Raw genomic sequence first — 17,064 nt, 5'->3', positions numbered from 1 at the left:
TTGCGGCCTCATCCGATTCGTTGAGGCCGCCTGTTCCGGAGGTAATGCGATGGCCGCAGATGGACTGCAATTGCTAAGCCAGGGGCTGGCCGCGCTCGCCGGATTGTTCGGCGGGCTGAGCGTGTCGTTTTTCTGGCAGCCGAAAAAACTGCATCAACACGGGCGCCTGGCCGCCGGGGTAATCATTGGCGCGATTAGCGTGAGCACCACTTTCACGCTCGGCGGGTTTATTGCCCGCTGGCTGGGAATGAACTTTAAAGACAGCGATATCGCCATGGGCATCGGCTATTTTGTTGGCGCAATAAGCGTCGGCATGATTGCCTGGCTGGCCAATTTCTTTAACCGCCGCGAAGGGCATGACATTTTGCAGGTGGCCGGTGAATTAAAACGCGCGGCTCGCGGCGTGAAAGCCGCACCGTGTCGCCGTGCGCCACGACGTAAACCAGAGGAACCATCATGACGCTTAAACTCCTTTTTTGGGCCATCACGCTGGTGGATGTGGCGATTGCCGTGATCATTTTTGTGAGCGCCCTTAGCAGCCGCATGCTTGATATTCCATTGTGGTATCGCATTGGGCTTTTAATTACGGCGTTCGGTTTTACCGTGCAGGGCTGTTTAAATTTACCCTACCTGTTATTTAACGTGATATTAATGGCTCAGGAATTGCCTTTCTGGATATTAAAAGATGTGGGTATCGGGATAATCTCAATTTATTATTTTTATCACACCATGCACAAAGCCGATAAACCCGACAAAACTCCGGCACGTAAAAAATCAGCAGTGGCGAAAAAGACACTTGTCGCTAAAAAAATCCCTACTGCTAAAAAAACACCCACTCCTCGCACACCGCGCAAGAAAACTTCCACACAATAATTAGCGCGGAGTGGTGAATTTATTTTGCTGCTCCGTAAAATGGCCCAGGCCATTTATCACCTCTGCACTGGTCACTTGTCAAATTTTCTGCAATTCATACGGGCGTTAATTTAATTCTGCGAATTCGCACTTTCTTTATTCCACTCGCAGGAGATGATTATGTCTGTAAACTCTGTTTTTTCACATAAGGTTAAAACGCGCAGCATTATTTCTGTGGCTGCGGTATCGCTGTTTTTATTTTCAACCGGGGCCATGGCCGTTAATGTCGGCCCTGCCTGTAATTTGCCCGGCGCTGGCCTGACTGCCGCGCAGTGGGCGCAGAATCAGGATAACGCCGGTGGGCATATGACGGTTTGCCATGTCGGTAAATCCGATGCATGGCTGCAGCAGCGCACGGTTGCCAACCAACCGAGCTGCCCGCAAACGAATACCGCTTCGACATGGACGGATGCGGATGCGGCGTGGAATTCTATTGGCAACACCATTCAGGCGTTTTGTGCTGGCGCGGCCAACAATACCGCAGCGGTTAATTTTAACATTGCGCTGGGTGGGAATGGAACGGTGAACGTGGGCAGGGCGTATGGCAATGGGGCTTTTTATAATATCGCCAACGATCGCCAGGCGTTTATCCGCTTAGTGAATAACGGTGGGCAGTGGCGCGTACAAACAAGTTATCCGAGAAATTAAGTTAAACGACAGGAGCATTATGCCCACGCATAATGCTCTTTTTACGCTCAGGAAAAAGAAAATAAGCTAACGCAATCAAATAAAGATAATCAGGACTACTCTTCCGAATACATCATCGCGGCCTGCGTGCGGTTATTCACATTCAGACGGCGGAAAATTGATTCCAGATGCGCTTTCACCGTGCCCGCGCTGATATTTAAATGGCGGCTAATTTGTTTATTTGACTCCCCGGCGGCCAGCAGTTTCAGGATCTCTCGCTGGCGTTCGCTCAGACGGGCAAGGGCGCTGTGCCCGTTGTCCAGCAGCGTAATGCTCTCCTGTGGCAGACAGAACATTCCCAGCGATGCGCTACGCAGTGTTTGAGCGATGGTTTCCGGGGGCGAATCGCGCCGGACAAACGCTACCGCGTGATGATTTAAAAATAATCGTAATAATGTCGGCTGACATTTATTCATCAGCATCACTACGGGGATATTCGGATGACGACAGGCTAAAATATCCAGCAATTCGAGACTCGATGTTTTATTACCATCACCATCGAGCAGAATTAATGATGCCGGAAAGTCATTAAGCGTATCATCGATATCGTTTTGATTATTCAGCCCACGAACTTTCACCTCCGGAATATATTGCGATAGTACTGATGCCATTCCTTCAATAAATATTGACTGCTTGTCAATCATGAGTACATGCATACATTATCTCCACGTAATAGCGTTCGCCATTGAGACTGGTAATCATCAAAGTATTCAATGAAATGCAAAAAAAGAAACAGGCTAATTGTCATAGGTCTTTTAACCGATATGACGAATAAAACAATATGGAATGGTATAAAGTGGTTGAAGAAATATTATATATGAAGAATGGTCGCTTCGCTATTTACGGATTGTTAGCAGGCTCAGTTTTATAAAATAACGGGAAGGGGAGAAGGTTTATTCCTTTCGGGGGATTGTTGTGCTGAAGCTGGGCTGGAGAAGGGAGAAGGGAGAAGGGAGAAGGGAGAAGGGAGAAGGGAGAAGGGAGAAGGGAGAAGGGAGTGTTAGCGGATTATGATGTTGGAAGGGCAGAGGCTGATGTGGAATGTTCAAAAATGGGAACTGGGAAGATGAACATTCTGGATCGAAGGGTGAAGCGGGTAAGGGATCAAGAGATTATAAAGAGTTAAGGAGGAAAGGATTTATAAAGAGAAAGGTGACAGCTTGTAGAACGCTGATTTTTTCAGCACTTAGCGGCGTATGACAACATCGTGACTTGCATAGCCGTCCGCGGCAGGTATAATCCAACACGTTTCCGCATCCCCTTCAGTGCCGAAGTGGCGAAATCGGTAGACGCAGTTGATTCAAAATCAACCGTAGAAATACGTGCCGGTTCGAGTCCGGCCTTCGGCACCAAAAGCATGTAAATGGACCTCAACTGAGGTCTTTTTTTATGTCTAAGATTCAGTATTTATCTACCTTTCCCGCTATATTAACTCTCTCAAGGTCAACCGACATCAATGTACATCTACCAACACATGTTGGTACAGATGATGGTATTTCCGGTTCGATAATGCTTGTACCAACAGGGAGGGGATAAGCATGGCGTTAACAGATATCAAGGTCAGAACAGCCAAGCCAACGGATAAGCAATACAAACTGACCGATGGCAGCGGTATGCACCTTCTTGTCCATCCAAATGGTTCTAAGTACTGGCGTTTGCAGTACCGTTATGACGGCAAGCAAAAGATGTTGGCACTTGGGGTTTACCCTGAAATCACACTGGCGGATGCCAGAGTACGTCGTGACGAAGCGCGTAAGCTACTAGCGAATGGCGTCGATCCGGGAGACAAAAAGAAAAATGATAAGGTTGAACAGAGTAAAGCACGAACCTTTAAAGAGGTAGCGATCGAGTGGCATGGCACCAATAAAAAGTGGTCTGAAGATCACGCCTATCGTGTGCTAAAAAGTCTGGAAGATAATCTCTTTGCAGCGCTTGGCGAACGTAATATCACTGAGTTAAAAACGCGCGATTTATTAGTGCCCATTAAAGCCGTAGAGATGTCTGGACGTCTTGAGGTTGCTGCTCGTCTTCAACAGCGCACTACGGCCATCATGCGGTATGCGGTACAAAGTGGGTTAATTGATTATAACCCGGCACAAGAGATGGCTGGAGCGGTTGCTTCCAGTAATCGACAACATCGTCCGGCACTTGAGTTAAAACGCATCCCTGAATTACTTCAGAAAATAGACGGCTATACCGGCAGGCCGCTAACCCGCTGGGCAACGGAGCTCACTCTGCTTATCTTTATTCGATCCAGTGAGCTGCGTTTTGCTCGCTGGTCAGAAATCGATTTTGAAACTTCAATATGGACCATCCCGCCTGAGCGAGAGCCTATTCCTGATGTGAAACATTCTCAGCGAGGCTCAAAGATGCGTACACCGCATCTGGTGCCGCTTTCAAAGCAGGCGCTGGCGATCCTGAAGCAGATAAAACAGTTCTGTGGCGAACATGAGCTGATCTTTATTGGCGATCATGATCCGCGTAAGCCAATGAGTGAAAACACCGTAAACAGTGCGCTTCGGGTGATGGGCTATGACACTAAAGTTGAGGTTTGCGGCCACGGCTTCCGTACAATGGCCTGTAGTTCGTTAATTGAGTCAGGACTATGGTCGAAGGATGCGGTGGAAAGACAGATGAGCCATATGGAACGCAATTCGGTGAGGGCGGCGTATATCCATAAAGCGGAACATCTGGATGAGCGCAAGTTGATGTTGCAGTGGTGGGCTGATTTTTTGGATGCGAATCGGGATAAAGGGATTACGCCGTTTGACTATGCGAAGATCACTCGGGGTAGTATGTAGCATATATTTTTACTGGATATACTGTTTCTGAGACAGCAACAATGATTGTTCCTCATCAGCAAGAACGATCTACGCAAATCATTTAGCAACTAGAGTATTAATCAGATTGGGGCTAAATCCATCGCTAAAAGATGTATCTTCCGAAACACGATTAGCAGCATCTTGCACGAGCAGGGCTTTAACTCAGCGTGGAATGAAACATCGCTCGCGCATGTGGACAAGAACGCAATTCGCGGGACATATAACCATGCACAGTATCTGTAAGGGAGGAAAGAGATGATGCAGTTGTATGGGAATAATTACTTACTACCCCCACCTTTTATTTAAAGGTGGGGCGAATATTGAGATCACCCTGCGATTGCAAAGTGCGCTGGAGCTGGTCGATATCCGGCACCTCGATCATCTGGTTGTTGCCGCAGAGGGAATAATGTCGCTTGCGGGAGGGGGCTTGGGTTAATCACTCTCGCTGTGGTTCAGCCACCATTTTTGCTAGACTCTGCAGCTTAAATTTTGCCAGAACATCCGACTATGAAACTGCTAAACACCTATGATGACAAAGATGAAGCCGAAGAAGCACTGACAAAGCTCCTAGGTGAAAAACGCTTGGCCAGTGAACGAGATAGCACTGTGGTGATCTACAACCTATTTGGCCAACCTACCTGGGGTAACTTCCATCGTCTTGGCATGTTCAACTTGCCGGAGCTGCAGAAGATGCTGGAGCAGCGCAAGGCAGGGCATGTCATTGACAAAGCCAGACACAGCGAAATTTTGAGTATGCTGCGCTATGCCGTCCAGTCCTTCGAACTCACCATTCCGCAGCATTGGATGTAAAAAAGGCCGGAAAACCCAGCCTTCATTTTTTTGCTTTTTACTCTTCAAATTCAGCATTACCAAACTTCAGCATGCTGCAGTTTTCTTTGATAGCTCGCTGTAAATTTGCATCAAACCCTTTCTCAGAGCGTGCATTAATCTCAATGGAGATCTCTACCTCAACACCGTATTGGCTGGCAAAATTTTGCACCACCTCGTCCATGATATTAGCAAAATCCATTTTGGCTCTGATGGAATCAATTCGTACTGAACCATAAAACCGAGTTTTCTGGCTCTCTGTTACAATGACTCGACCAGTTCCAGAACCTGTATCCGTGTCCTTGCCGTCATCCGATTCGTCCTTATCGGTCCCATCGTGGCTGTCTTTATCCGAATCCCCCCGCTTACGCTCTTCTTCACTCTTTTCACGGGCTTCCTGCTTTTCACGGTTTTCCTGCTCCAGCTTGGCTTGATAGCACAGAGCAGCATTCCGGCTAATCAGAAGGCTGTTCTCATCCAAAAACACAGTGGATGATTTGCCAAAAGCAAACCCTTCAAAGCGATCGTCACGCAGACCGGAGGCAAAAGCGAAGAAATCGGTACTCTTGACAGCCTCTTCTATCGTTCGACGCAATACCTTGTCCTCTACCAAACGAGGCATGTAGAGGTACTGACAGGCATCCTGCCACACCTTCAATGCACTGACTGACTCTACCCCGTTGGCAAAATAGTATTTTTCCAATAAATTGCGCAGATGAACCGGTGACCAGTCTTTGATCAACCACTCCTCTTCAGCTAGTTTACTTTCAATTTCCTGGATTAATTTAGGTGCGCTGGAAGAGATTTGCGATACCTCCCATTCCAGCTGCTGACCGGGCTCCTGCAGCGGCGCCAGTAGCCACTTATAAGTGTCGCGGACCAAACTATCAAACTGCTTCTTCGCTGTATCGCGATTCCCTTTGGCTTGGGTCAAGTGCGCCAGATCCTGATTCAACACTCCGTTTTCGATATCGGTAACGATAGAGTGCCAGGCCAGATACGTTCTCCCCTGATCTTTCAAACGATTCAGACTGTCATAATCGGCAGCGAGAAAGAACAGCCGATTTTGTTTCACACGTGGTTGCTCACCACGTTTAAACAAGATCACCTCAGCTGCTTTGAATGCCTGGTTAGTACTGCTACTACGGCTATAAGCAGAAAATGCCGACGGCTCCAGTACCACCAAACGCGGTCCATTGCCGTATTCATCAAGCACATCGCTGGAAGGTGTGAAAACGTGTATCCCGGCAAAACAGTGCTGGGGGCCAAAACACGCAGTCACTGACTTCTTAAGCAGCGGCGTCAACTCTTCACGCTCACTGACTTTACTCTTGCGGGTTTCCATTTCCCGACGCAGATTAGGCTTAGTATCCAGCCAAAAACGATCTTTATCGCCATAAAGGTAGGTCAGACGATCTCGCAGCCGAACCAACACATCCTTAAAGGTGGCCACTGTTTGCCCGGGCGAGCAGGCGCCCAGCATAATCCGCTCAGCCAGCAGGCCGCGATGCATCTGATCGCCTGTACTGGGTGCACTACCCAAAAACAGGGTACGCATCACCCTACGTGCGGCGTGGAATTGACCAAAACGGGTATCTTGATTATCGATATCTGCCGCTTCAGAGCGCGAGCCATCCACCTCTTTTTCGATGACCGGTTCCCAACCCTGTGGTAGATAATGAATGCTCTTGCCACGCACATTACTGTCATCAAGGGGCAACGACCCCGGCATGATCAGCGCATCGCGGTTATCCGCCACCCACAAGCGATGGATCACTATCGCCATATATTGCAACACACCACGGGTGCGCTGAAACTTGTCCAGCGTAGACCAATCCTCATAAAGTCGGTCAAATACCTCCGGGTGGATCGGGTATGACTTGCACAGTCGGTCGTAATAGTGGCTGGATTGTGTTTCGTTTGGGAACTCTTGCGCATGCTGGCGATAGAAGTCAGCATACTGCTGCGCAATACCCTGCACCTGAGCGGCATCACCAGCCGACTCAAACAAACGACGGCGCACAATCTCAAAGGCCTCTTCAGTGGCTACCGGCTTCCATACCGACTCAACCCGAGCAAAATATTTCTCCAGCGAATCCAGCGCCTTCTGCCCCATAGTGCCACCCACTTCCAAGGCCGACTCAGGCAAAGAAGCCAACAACATGGCATTGGGTACCGACTTCATCGCTTCAGTCAATGCCTGAATAAAGGTGATATTGGAGTCGAAGGTTCCGGCATTAAACTGCTTGCCGACTTCCAACTGGCGCAAAAAAGCCACCAGCTCATCCATCAACACCACACAGGGTGCCGCCTTGGTCAGCAATTTAACTAACTGCTCTTTGCCCGGTGATGTGCCATCGCGGTCACTTTCCGCCACTAGCTCATAGCCTTCATCACCCAAAAGTTGCCAGGCTAGCTCCCCCCACAGAGTATTGGCATGGATCACACCGTGCGTGCGTGCTTGGCTCACCGACAAGTTAATCCCATCAATCACCGCCACTCGGGCACTGGGTAAGTCATGAATCCCTGCCGCATCCAAAATCGGCGGAATACCCTGCAAGCGATCCGTGGTCACTGTACGTGAGGCTAAGTGATAAACCGCAAGCATAGTGTGAGTTTTACCGCCACCAAAAGCAGTTTGCAGTTGGATCACCGGGTCGCCGCCTTTGCCTGCCAGCCGCTCGGCGACCGACTCTAATAGCAAGCGCATGCCTTCCGTGATAAAGGTGCGCGCAAAAAACTGCTCAGCATTCTGATATTCTGCTGGCGCAGAGCCATTGGCGACCTGAGTAATATCTGCCGCAAATTCCGACTGTTTAAAGGTGCCTTCCAGTACATCGCGATGCGGGCGCGCAATCTCGCGCCAAGGTTTCAGGCTCATAATTTCATTATCCGTTTCAATCCAATTCAGTATTGGCTTGGGCTCCAAATTTATTGAGCAAAAAGGTGTCATCGCCTATCTGCTCAGGAATCTTCGACTTCTGACCTTTAGAGGTCCAGGCTATAGCTTTCTCCCACTTGCCCACTGTTGGCCATGGCGCTTTGAATCGCCTCCCACGCGGTGACCAATTCGTTATAGGCTCGGGCTTCTTGTGCCCAACCTTTACGCTCGCAGAGGGTGTAGAGGCGATACGCCAGCGAGCGGATCGCATCGCTCTTGTCTGATAGTCGCCCCAGCATGGCACCAGCACTGCTGGCGCCTTCGCTGTTCAGGATCCGGATCAGCTGATGCAGTCCTTCCCATACCGGGGTTCGGATGTCTCGCTCTGGCGCCCAGTCGGAGGGCAGTTCGGTCCATTTGAGTAGTTGCACCTCACCCTGGCCGCTACTTATCACCCCGGCCTCTTGCAAGCCTGCCACGCTGGTGCCCTTGGCGCGCGCTAATACGTCGGCTTCACCGAACTTACCCACGCGCCAACCCTGCTGTTCAAACCAGTGCAGACAGAATTGGGTATCGTTGTCAAAGTCATCTTCGGCCAAGAAGCGGTTAATCAGTTGCAGTGCTGTTTTCACGCTCATTTTGCTGCCATCAGCTTCGAGCACCGCGGAATATTTACTGAAGATGCCCATACCGGGGCCAATAATGGCTTGCGACAAGTCCACCGGCGCCACTGCTGATTGGCTGATACCCAGGGCATCGATGCTGCCCTGGGTCATTTCATCCAACGCCTCCGGCAATACCCGGTTAAGTTCGCGGATAAACTGACGGCGGCTGATGCTATCGGCATTCGCCGCGCGCTTATTGCACACCAGCACTACGCTGGAGGCCAGCGCATTGGTACCTAAAGCTATCATTCGTCCAGCACCTTCCGTACGAACAGGCCAAGTGCCGTTGATAGCGAATCCGGCGTCAATTACAGCCTGCAAAAAAGTCTCCCAACCGGCGCTGGAGGTGCCATCGGCCTTGGTTTCCGACTGCTTAAAGGCGTAATAAATGGTGACCGGGAAGGCCGGATGCGCCTGCTCCGCCAGTTGATGAATCGCCTTGCCCATGCCATCCAAAAAGAACGCCTCAGCGCCTTCTTTACCGCCATGGCGGTAGGGCGTTGCAACCAACTCTTCGACCTTCGGTACCGCCATAGAGGCATAGAGACCTGGGAAAATCGGACGCAAGGATTTACGCAGCCAAACATAGAAGAAATCAGACAGATCGGCATAACCGATATTATCGTAATATGGTGGATCGGAGGAAATAACTTTGTTACGACTGATAGTTTGAGTTTGCGCATCAGCCTGTACTACAAAACCTTCATTGTTTGCAGGTAGTGCATCGACTGACATGGCACCTTTGTCGATGGCCATACTAAAACTACCACCGCCATCGGTAAACGGATTTGACTCAGCAAAATCCCAAACCATTGGTATTGCTTGACGTGCAAATGTTTCTCTAAATGCTCCTCTATCACTCATCCAAGAAGCAATAGAAGAGCCTATATTTGCTACCTTGCTTATTGCAGAGGCCAAATAAACCCCAACCGCCTGGGCATAGGCTGTCGCGCCAGTGCCACCGGCATCGAGGCCTGTGCCATCATCGGACATGCCCGCTGCAAGCGCATCGTCTCGGCAGCGAGCAATGGCTTCACCAACCAAGTCGGAGAAGGTATTCAATGCTACCAATTGGCGGGGGGTGAATAGATCGCCGTATTTCTCCAATCCGTAGCTTAACGTCCAAAAGTTGCGAGGATCATCTGGCAACGCATTTTCTGGCTTCCATTGCGGTATGGCACTGTTTGCAACAACCTGCTGTTCGCTTAAAGGTGACAAGTAAACTCGCCCTTTCTTACCTTCAGCAACAATTGCCATCAAACGCTGACCTAATCTCCCAGCAATACCTTCGGCCTTAACATGCTTACCCTCGATTGGCGCCTTTGACAGTAGGCACTCAAAATTCGCCCCTCTTGCTAACTTAGTGCCATTTTTTGCCGATAAGGGTGGCGTGCCAACTTTAACGGTAAACTGGTAGCTATCCCCTTGCACCACTGGCTCGACATAGGCCTCTTTGCCGGTCTTGGAGGAGAGAATAAAGGTGGACGCCAATGGCACCTCGACATGGGCAAAAGCCGGGCTGGGGCTTTTCACCGTACGCGCCCACAGCCAGGCAATCACTGTCAGCTCGTCGCCCAAGTAAAGCGCTAGATCTGGTCGTTCAGCGACCATTGCCTCGGTGACCAAGACCTTAGGGTAAAGATGGCCAATGCGTTTTAGTGCCTCTTCGCGCATCCAGGCTCCATAACGGCGCACATCTTCGGCCAGCCCTTTGGCCCCCGACCAATCTTCAAAGGCATCTTTAGTGGCCTTTTTCTTACTGATTTTATCGGTGGCCGGCTCTGGTCCAACAGGTGCACGGCCGGCAAATTTGGGCGGGATCTCAATCATCGCCTTGTTGATGGTGACAGCCACTGGATTTAAGTCGGAGGCATGGGATTCCAATCCTAAGCGCTGGGCTTCGAGTGGCAGCGCGCCGCCACCGGCGAAGGGGTCGTGAAAGCCGGGCAATTTGTTGGGATTAAACAGTTCGGTCGCATCTGGGTGGTCTTTGTTAAGGGTACAGATTTCGCGCCAGCTCTCCATGATGGCCTCGCGCGCCTGATTGAGCACAGCCTCGTTATTGGTATTTTCCCACTTCACCAACTCGCGCAAGATATTAAACAGCTTTTCGCGCTTTTTGGCAGCTTCTTGCTTGTTCACACCATACTTGAAACCGTCCCCCTGCTGGTAGCCAGGGTCGTTCACCATCTGGGCAAAAATCACCGCTCGTGCGGCAGCTAGGGGGCGACGCGCCCACCACAGATGCAAAGTGGAGGGATGGCCGTGGCGTATGGACTTCTCACGCGCCGCTGCGGCGTTGATATCGTCCAGCGGCAGGGCCACTTCGATCAGTTTTTTGGGGGATTTGATGGGTGTCATGGTTATTCCAACATTAAATGGATGCAGCTATCAGTGCGCGAAATGGCGCTGATTGCAAAAATTGGTCAAAATCGTCTGGCGCCGTTTTTAGCACAGTAACTGCTTGGGTGAACCATTTTTTCCGTTCACTGACCAGATTGGGATCCTTATTCAACCCCAGCATATCGCGCGTTTGTACGACAGGATGACGCTGCCTTCTGGTCAGTGTGGGTAGCGGTTCAACCCAACCGTTGCTACTGGCTATGGCCCATTGCTGATTGCAGCCTGGGCCGGGCTCGATGGGCAACAAGCCATTCCCTTTGCGCTGGCCACAGGTCTGGTTATTGATGCAGCTATGGGCATAGTTGTGATAGTCAAAACAGAGATGAGGATGTGCATTTGCCCCCGCTTTGGGCTTGATATGCTCGACTTGCCCCTCAGTTGCCTTAAGATGCTGTTCACAATAGACACACAGACCACCTTGGTCTTGATGCAGATCGGCTTTTACTGCATCTTTCACCGCTTTAAATGCAGTGCTATCAAAATCTGCGGCTGTGGCTGCCGGGTTAGCTGTGCGGTATTGCGTCAACGCCGGGGTTGGCATCGCACGATGCTGAATTTCTATCATGGGTTACGACCCTTTGGCTGCCAGCTTACGCTGTGCCAAGAATCGCCAAGTGGCCAGATCGCTCTCATGAAACTGATATCCCGCCTGCTCAAGGGTTGCCAACAGAGTTGTTGCGCGTTCAGATGTTTCCTCCCCTGATCTAACCAGTAATTCGTATTCACTAATGGTCTCTTGCAGCGGTAGGCTTGGCTGGCTATGAGTTTCCATAACTTTGGCCAGTGCATCGCTGTTGTCATGGGCCAGCGGGCTAAAAGGCGGCATTCTGGCATAGGCGCCGTGCTCATCAGAGCCAAGTTGACGAATATTCTCTTTGGCTACTGTGGTGAGAACCTGCGGGCTATGGGTGGTGACAATAAATTGCAGCAAGGGAAATGCCTCTTGTAGCGCCCCAAGTACTTGCTGCTGCCACGCCGGATGCAGGAACATATCCACTTCGTCAATCATCACGATGCCTACAGTTTTCTGTGCAGCTTCATCCTTCAGATGTGGATTCAGCTTGATACAGCGAAAAGCGATATCCGACACAGTGGCTACTATATTGCGCAGACCATCACTGAGCATCGCGAGCGGCATGTAGCCATGCTGAGAGTGTTCCATCACCAGTTGCTGCCCCATGCTGGCGCGGTATTGCAGGTCGTGCCAACCGGTCAGCGAGCTCGTGAGAGTGTTGATGGCACGCTGCACAACCTCAATGGCAGCGGCAAAGTAGGCCAACGAGCTCTGATCCTGGGGCTTGATCTGATTTTCCAGCTGACCAATTTGCAGCTCGCGATAGCTGCGAAATACCCAGCCATACCACGATTCAAACTGCTTATAGCTCGAGGTCGCCGTCAGGCAGTTTTGATAACCCCAAAGACGAGAAAATACGCTGGCATCGAGCTTTTTATCCTCCGCTTCTGAGGTATAGCGCCCCTGATACCATAGACGGCCAGTACCTAAATAGACAATCAAGGGTAACTCGATAGTATCTGCTTCGGCTTGCTGCCCCTTGTAGATGACAGACTGGTAGTTCTTGGCGAGCCGGGTCAGAACTTGTGTCGACCTATCACCTTTGCTTTGAGTTCGTGGCTTGACTTGCTCGCGGACCTGTTGCCATTCGAACAGATGTGGCTGTTTTTCACAAATGGGGATACCTGTGGCCTGAGCTGTAATCTGGCAGGGTAATATCGGTTCCATCTCTTGCTCGCGGCGTTCAAGACGCACATCTTCAATCTGAATGATGGCTGACTTGCCTGTTTGGCTACTCAGATCAAAGCCTTTGACAAAGGGCCATAACGCAATGCGAACTGCATCAAGGATCGTCGTTTTGCCCGCACCATTGGGGGCGGTTAACACCGTCAACTGCGGGTGGAAAGTCACATCTAGCTGCTCAAAACATCGGAAGTTTTTTAAGCTAACTTGTTCAATTTTCATAAGCTGCCTTCAGCATTGGTGGAGCGTGCCAACAAATCCGCTAAGTCGTAATTGATGCTCGCCACGCCCAAATCCGGCTCTTTGGTAAAAGGCTGGCGAATGTAATACGGGCCTTCAGCCTTGTCCCCCTCTACCAGCACGATAGCCAGCAAAAATTTGTCTGCCTGGTTAAGGGCATAGAGGATCTCGTTACGGCTGACGGTGATGGTGATCTGTCCTTTGCTGCGGCCTTTCACTTCAATGTGACGATCTTGTGGCAAGGAGCCATCACTTTTGAGTGGCGGGCGCGCGGTGATATCCCACCCACATTTATCCGCTGCTACATCGATAACCATGTGGCCTAAAGCCTGTTCAGCATCGGTTACCGCCTGCATTGCGACCCGTTCTATATGGGCGCGGCTGGCCGCATCGGGGCTAAACATGACCTCCCCCTTACGTTTGGCCAATAGCCCTTGCGGGATCACCAGAGCACTACCAATGACCACCGGGGTGCTGGAGACCACTTGCTTGAGCGCGGTGAGTTCAGTTGTGCGCTGCTGTAAACGGGCGGTAAGTTCATCAACACGCCGACGCGCGTTTTCTGGCTGCATTCTGGGCTGCTTGCCAGACTTCACATCATCACTGAGTTTGAGATAGCGGTCTTGCCAATAGTTGATTTCTTTGATCAAGCGCTCATGTACTGCTGCCAAGGTTTTGTCTGCCTGAAGCTCACGCCGGGTTTTTACTTCAGCAAAATGCTCTGGCACCAGTTTTTCAGAGGCCAGCTGCAGTGCCAGTGGTTCCAGTGGTTGGGATAACCAAGGGGAGCAGAGAATATCTTGTACTAGTGCCAAGTCCCCCTCGCTGATGGGCACCAAGTCCAAGTGTGGCGCCCAGCCTGCATAACTGGCCTGACAGGCTCTATCTATCGCAACAAATTGTAAGCGGCGGGAGGCGATACTTTTTGCTTGTTCCGCCGTTTCTCTGACCGAGTGTTCCAACATAATGATTAGGCGGGGTTCATCGCCGTCATCAGCCGGATCAACCAACACGGCGCCCTGTTTCAGTTTGCCGCGATGGGCTTGCAAGGTGAGGTCCAGCACGGAGTGCATCAGAGGATGCACAGGGTGCAACAGCTCAGCTAACACCTTGCCAGTAGGACGAGTTAACTGCTTTTCGAAGCAAACCCGCTCGTAACGCGGTAGTACCGGCGTACGGCTTTCCCCTATGGTGCGATCTCGCTCGCGGATAACCGCTGGGACATGCCTGATCTCGTATCGGCCTTGTTCGCGCTCGCGCAAATCGCCCCCCAACATTTGGAAGGCCTCCTGAAAGAAGGCTCGGATAAAAAAGGGCTGCAAACGGCGCGCTTCGGCTTTTTCCATCTGCTCTTTGATGGCGTACAGCCCTTCCATTCCCATGTGGGATTCCACCAGGGCGTTGCGGCGCATGATCTCCTTGAGGTGGTCGCTATCCAGTGCCCCCTCAATTGCTTGGTCCATTCTGGCGCGCACAGCAGGATCTTCACCATAGCGAATGGCATCCATCAGCAACTGTTTGAGTGAAACGTTGTCGAACGCCTCCCCCAATATGTCGAACACCTTGCCGCCAAGTGCTTGTTTCTCAATTTCTAACTTGGCGAACAGTTTTTGGAATACTTCACCTTCACGGGTTTCATTGGCGACAATGTTCCACAGATGGCACACCTCTTTTTGGCCAATTCGGTGAATCCTGCCAAAGCGCTGTTCCAGTCGATTGGGATTCCATGGCAGGTCATAGTTGACCATCAAGTTGGCGTTTTGCAGGTTGACACCTTCACCCGCAGCGTCGGTGGCAATGAGCACCAACACTGTGGGGTCACTGCGAAACTCACTCTGGATTTTACGCCGCTCATCACGATTGGTTCCGCCGTAAATCACCCTGACAGCATTTGACTGGCCAAGCAGATCACCGACTCGCTGACGCAAATAATTGAGTGTGTCTTTGTGCTCGGTAAAGATGATCAGTTTGCGACGACTACCATCGCGGTTTTTCATTTCCGGCGAGTCTTGCAGTAAAGCGGATAGCTGTTCCCACTTTTTATCATTACCTGATTGCACCAACAGCAGTGCTTGCTGTTCCAGATCCTTGAGTGACAGGATTTCGGCGTCGAGCTCTAATATGGTCTCGGCTGCAGTAGCCTGATCTGCTACTTGCTCAGCATAGAGCTCGTACTCTTCGGCGCTTAAGTCTTCATCCAGCTCGTCCCAATTATCCGGTAAATCGAGCTGTTTGGTTACTGTATAACTACCCAGAGTTTCAGCTACACCGGTTAGTTTCGCCTTCTGGCCACGGGCCAACAGCTTCATCTCTGCAAGTTTGTCTTTAAGGCGATTACGGCGCCGTTTTAACGATTGATAGATCGCCTCCGGGCTGGATGCCAATCGTCGTTGCAATTGCGTTAGTGCGAAACCAACAGTATTTTTTTTCTTGTTGTCGAGTTTGTCGGCTCGATTCATCTCTTCTCTCACATAAGTGGTGACCTGCTCATAAAGACTTGCTTCGAGAGAAGAGAGATCGTAGTTGGCTGTATAGGCCCGACGCTCAGGGAATAACGGTGTGCCATCAAAAGTCAATAGCTCTTCTTTCACCATTCTGCGCATCATGTCAGTAATATCGACTTTATGGGCGCCTTCGCGAAACTTGCCATAGAACCGATCACTGTCGAGCAGTGACATCCAGACCTGAAAATCTTCTTCCTTGCCGTTGTGTGGCGTGGCTGTCATCAACAAGAAATGGCGGCAAATAGACCCAAGCAGTTCGCCTAATGCGAAGCGCTTGGTCTTATTGATTTTGTTACCAAAATAGTTCGCTGAGAGTTTGTGCGCTTCGTCGACAATGATCAAATCCCAGTCGGTATTGCGCAGCTTTTCTTGTAGCTCTTCGCTACGGGAAAGCTGATCCAGACGGCAAATCAGGCGATCGGTTTCGGTAAAAAAATTGCCCGTTGCACACTGCTCCTGCTTTTCTTTGCTGAAGATTTCAAATTGCAGGCCAAACTTTTCAAATAGCTCGTCTTGCCATTGTTCGGTCAGTGAGCCAGGCGATACCACCATAATCCGTCTGGCATCAGCTCGCAGCAGCAGCTCAGAAATGAACAAGCCAGCCATAATCGTTTTGCCCGCGCCAGGATCATCGGCCAAGACATAGCGCAGCGGCTGCTTAGGTAGCATATATTCGTAAACAGCTGAAATTTGGTGCGGCAAGGGGTCTACATTGGCCATGTTGACAGCCATCATCGGATCAAACAGAGCAGCCTGTGATATCCGATATGCTTCCAGCCCCAGTTTGAAATCGCCTCCGTCAGCATCAAACGCCCATGCTCGTCCCACTGTCGCGAGCTCAAGGGCCATCTCATCACTTCGAAACAACATGCGTTCTGCCAATACGCCCTTACTGTCTTTGTAGTAAACCGTCAGAGCGTGCTCACCGATCTGCTCCACTGTCACCACGCGAACCACTTGCCCTTCGACAATGCCGCGGACCTGAGCATCTTTCTTGATCTCTTCGAGCTTGAGCATGTTGTTCCTTAATAACTTGCTGGTTTATAAACCGGTCTTCGCGAAGTTGAACGATATTAGAGCTTGTAGGTATCGAGCCCAGCAAGCTTTAGTCGAGTAGTCAGATTACGCATCTTGCTGAATTCGGTACCAAGGCTCTCTTTGAGCCCAACCCCTTCACAAAACTCCCGCGAAGTCACGTGTTTAAGCTCATCTGCATATTTGAGCATTTGCAGATGTAGCTCGACTGTATATTGGTTGCGAGGTGCAACTGCCAAGGCTTGCTTGATCTGCTGATAGATCTCTTGTTCAGACACTAATGACTCCAAGTAAACTAAAACAGCTAATTTAGCTAAATTAGCTACTTAAC

Annotated in this window: 13 protein-coding genes, 1 tRNA gene and 1 pseudogene; 8 read left to right on the top strand and 7 right to left on the bottom strand. The window is 50.5% G+C overall.

All coding sequences use genetic code 11. From position 1 onward, the window contains the following. Nucleotides 1-49 precede the first annotated feature (49 nt). The 3 genes from BN2591_RS15695 to BN2591_RS15685 all read left to right on the top strand — a co-directional run bounded on the left by BN2591_RS15695 (nucleotide 50) and on the right by BN2591_RS15685 (nucleotide 1,560). Nucleotides 50-460, top strand: a complete 411-nt coding sequence (locus BN2591_RS15695; protein WP_086872908.1) for a hypothetical protein — start codon at nucleotides 50-52, stop codon at nucleotides 458-460. After that, entirely contained in the window at nucleotides 457-873 is a 417-nt protein-coding gene (locus BN2591_RS15690; protein ID WP_086872907.1) for a hypothetical protein, read from the top strand. The genes BN2591_RS15695 and BN2591_RS15690 overlap by 4 nt, the downstream gene beginning before the upstream one ends. A 159-nt stretch (nucleotides 874-1,032) precedes the next feature. After that, a complete protein-coding gene (locus BN2591_RS15685) occupies nucleotides 1,033-1,560 on the top strand; it encodes an RNase A-like domain-containing protein (protein ID WP_086872906.1) in 528 nt (175 codons plus the stop codon). 95 nt (nucleotides 1,561-1,655) lie between these two features. On the opposite strand, the gene BN2591_RS15680 is transcribed toward BN2591_RS15685, so the two are convergent. Next, complete coding sequence (locus BN2591_RS15680) at nucleotides 1,656-2,255, bottom strand: helix-turn-helix transcriptional regulator (protein WP_086872905.1); 600 nt, start codon at nucleotides 2,253-2,255, stop codon at nucleotides 1,656-1,658. A 611-nt stretch (nucleotides 2,256-2,866) separates the two neighbouring features. Here BN2591_RS15680 and BN2591_RS15675 point away from each other — a divergent pair. From BN2591_RS15675 to BN2591_RS15660, 5 genes and pseudogenes are all read left to right on the top strand, one after another. After that, nucleotides 2,867-2,951 (top strand) — tRNA-Leu (locus BN2591_RS15675). A 186-nt stretch (nucleotides 2,952-3,137) separates the two neighbouring features. Next, nucleotides 3,138-4,400, top strand: a complete 1,263-nt coding sequence (locus BN2591_RS15670) for a tyrosine-type recombinase/integrase (RefSeq protein ID WP_086872904.1) — start codon at nucleotides 3,138-3,140, stop codon at nucleotides 4,398-4,400. Nucleotides 4,401-4,445: 45 nt separating this feature from the next. After that, nucleotides 4,446-4,661, top strand: a pseudogene (locus tag BN2591_RS25000) (integrase); the annotation flags it as partial. 28 nt (nucleotides 4,662-4,689) lie between these two features. Then, nucleotides 4,690-4,857, top strand: a complete 168-nt coding sequence (locus BN2591_RS15665) for a JAB domain-containing protein (RefSeq protein ID WP_086872903.1) — start codon at nucleotides 4,690-4,692, stop codon at nucleotides 4,855-4,857. 71 nt (nucleotides 4,858-4,928) lie between these two features. Continuing rightward, nucleotides 4,929-5,231, top strand: a complete 303-nt coding sequence (locus BN2591_RS15660) for a hypothetical protein (RefSeq protein ID WP_086872902.1) — start codon at nucleotides 4,929-4,931, stop codon at nucleotides 5,229-5,231. 37 nt (nucleotides 5,232-5,268) lie between these two features. On the opposite strand, the gene BN2591_RS15655 is transcribed toward BN2591_RS15660, so the two are convergent. The 6 genes from BN2591_RS15655 to BN2591_RS15630 all read right to left on the bottom strand — a co-directional run bounded on the left by BN2591_RS15655 (nucleotide 5,269) and on the right by BN2591_RS15630 (nucleotide 17,011). Next, nucleotides 5,269-8,130, bottom strand: a complete 2,862-nt coding sequence (locus BN2591_RS15655; protein ID WP_086872901.1) for an ATP-binding protein — start codon at nucleotides 8,128-8,130, stop codon at nucleotides 5,269-5,271. A 107-nt stretch (nucleotides 8,131-8,237) separates the two neighbouring features. Then, a complete protein-coding gene (locus BN2591_RS15650; protein ID WP_086872900.1) occupies nucleotides 8,238-11,156 on the bottom strand; it encodes a DUF1156 domain-containing protein in 2,919 nt (972 codons plus the stop codon). 13 nt (nucleotides 11,157-11,169) lie between these two features. Continuing rightward, nucleotides 11,170-11,763 (bottom strand): retron system putative HNH endonuclease, encoded by a 594-nt coding sequence (locus BN2591_RS15645; protein ID WP_086872899.1) that lies wholly within the window; start codon nucleotides 11,761-11,763, stop codon nucleotides 11,170-11,172. A 3-nt stretch (nucleotides 11,764-11,766) separates the two neighbouring features. Continuing rightward, complete coding sequence (locus BN2591_RS15640; RefSeq protein WP_086872898.1) at nucleotides 11,767-13,176, bottom strand: AAA family ATPase; 1,410 nt, start codon at nucleotides 13,174-13,176, stop codon at nucleotides 11,767-11,769. Further along, entirely contained in the window at nucleotides 13,173-16,715 is a 3,543-nt protein-coding gene (locus BN2591_RS15635; protein ID WP_086872897.1) for a helicase-related protein, read from the bottom strand. The genes BN2591_RS15640 and BN2591_RS15635 overlap by 4 nt, the downstream gene beginning before the upstream one ends. A gap of 56 nt (nucleotides 16,716-16,771) precedes the next feature. Continuing rightward, a complete protein-coding gene (locus tag BN2591_RS15630) occupies nucleotides 16,772-17,011 on the bottom strand; it encodes an HTH-like domain-containing protein (protein ID WP_086872896.1) in 240 nt (79 codons plus the stop codon). Nucleotides 17,012-17,064 lie beyond the last annotated feature (53 nt).

The sequence above is a fragment of the Kosakonia pseudosacchari genome (assembly GCF_900184035.1).
Classification (GTDB): Bacteria; Pseudomonadota; Gammaproteobacteria; order Enterobacterales; family Enterobacteriaceae; genus Kosakonia; species Kosakonia pseudosacchari.
This window is presented reverse-complemented; position numbering and strand designations above follow the sequence as displayed.

Excerpts from the sequence above, each read along its gene's own strand:
- BN2591_RS15695 (WP_086872908.1), top strand. The coding sequence starts at position 50 with ATGGCCGCAGATGGACTGCAATTGCTAAGCCAGGGGCTGGCCGCGCTC.
- BN2591_RS15690 (WP_086872907.1), top strand. The coding sequence starts at position 457 with ATGACGCTTAAACTCCTTTTTTGGGCCATCACGCTGGTGGATGTGGCG.
- BN2591_RS15685 (WP_086872906.1), top strand. The coding sequence starts at position 1,033 with ATGTCTGTAAACTCTGTTTTTTCACATAAGGTTAAAACGCGCAGCATT.
- BN2591_RS15680 (WP_086872905.1), bottom strand. The coding sequence starts at position 2,255 with ATGCATGTACTCATGATTGACAAGCAGTCAATATTTATTGAAGGAATG.
- BN2591_RS15670 (WP_086872904.1), top strand. The coding sequence starts at position 3,138 with ATGGCGTTAACAGATATCAAGGTCAGAACAGCCAAGCCAACGGATAAG.
- BN2591_RS15665 (WP_086872903.1), top strand. The coding sequence starts at position 4,690 with ATGGGAATAATTACTTACTACCCCCACCTTTTATTTAAAGGTGGGGCG.
- BN2591_RS15660 (WP_086872902.1), top strand. The coding sequence starts at position 4,929 with ATGAAACTGCTAAACACCTATGATGACAAAGATGAAGCCGAAGAAGCA.
- BN2591_RS15655 (WP_086872901.1), bottom strand. The coding sequence starts at position 8,130 with ATGAGCCTGAAACCTTGGCGCGAGATTGCGCGCCCGCATCGCGATGTA.
- BN2591_RS15650 (WP_086872900.1), bottom strand. The coding sequence starts at position 11,156 with ATGACACCCATCAAATCCCCCAAAAAACTGATCGAAGTGGCCCTGCCG.
- BN2591_RS15645 (WP_086872899.1), bottom strand. The coding sequence starts at position 11,763 with ATGATAGAAATTCAGCATCGTGCGATGCCAACCCCGGCGTTGACGCAA.
- BN2591_RS15640 (WP_086872898.1), bottom strand. The coding sequence starts at position 13,176 with ATGAAAATTGAACAAGTTAGCTTAAAAAACTTCCGATGTTTTGAGCAG.
- BN2591_RS15635 (WP_086872897.1), bottom strand. The coding sequence starts at position 16,715 with ATGCTCAAGCTCGAAGAGATCAAGAAAGATGCTCAGGTCCGCGGCATT.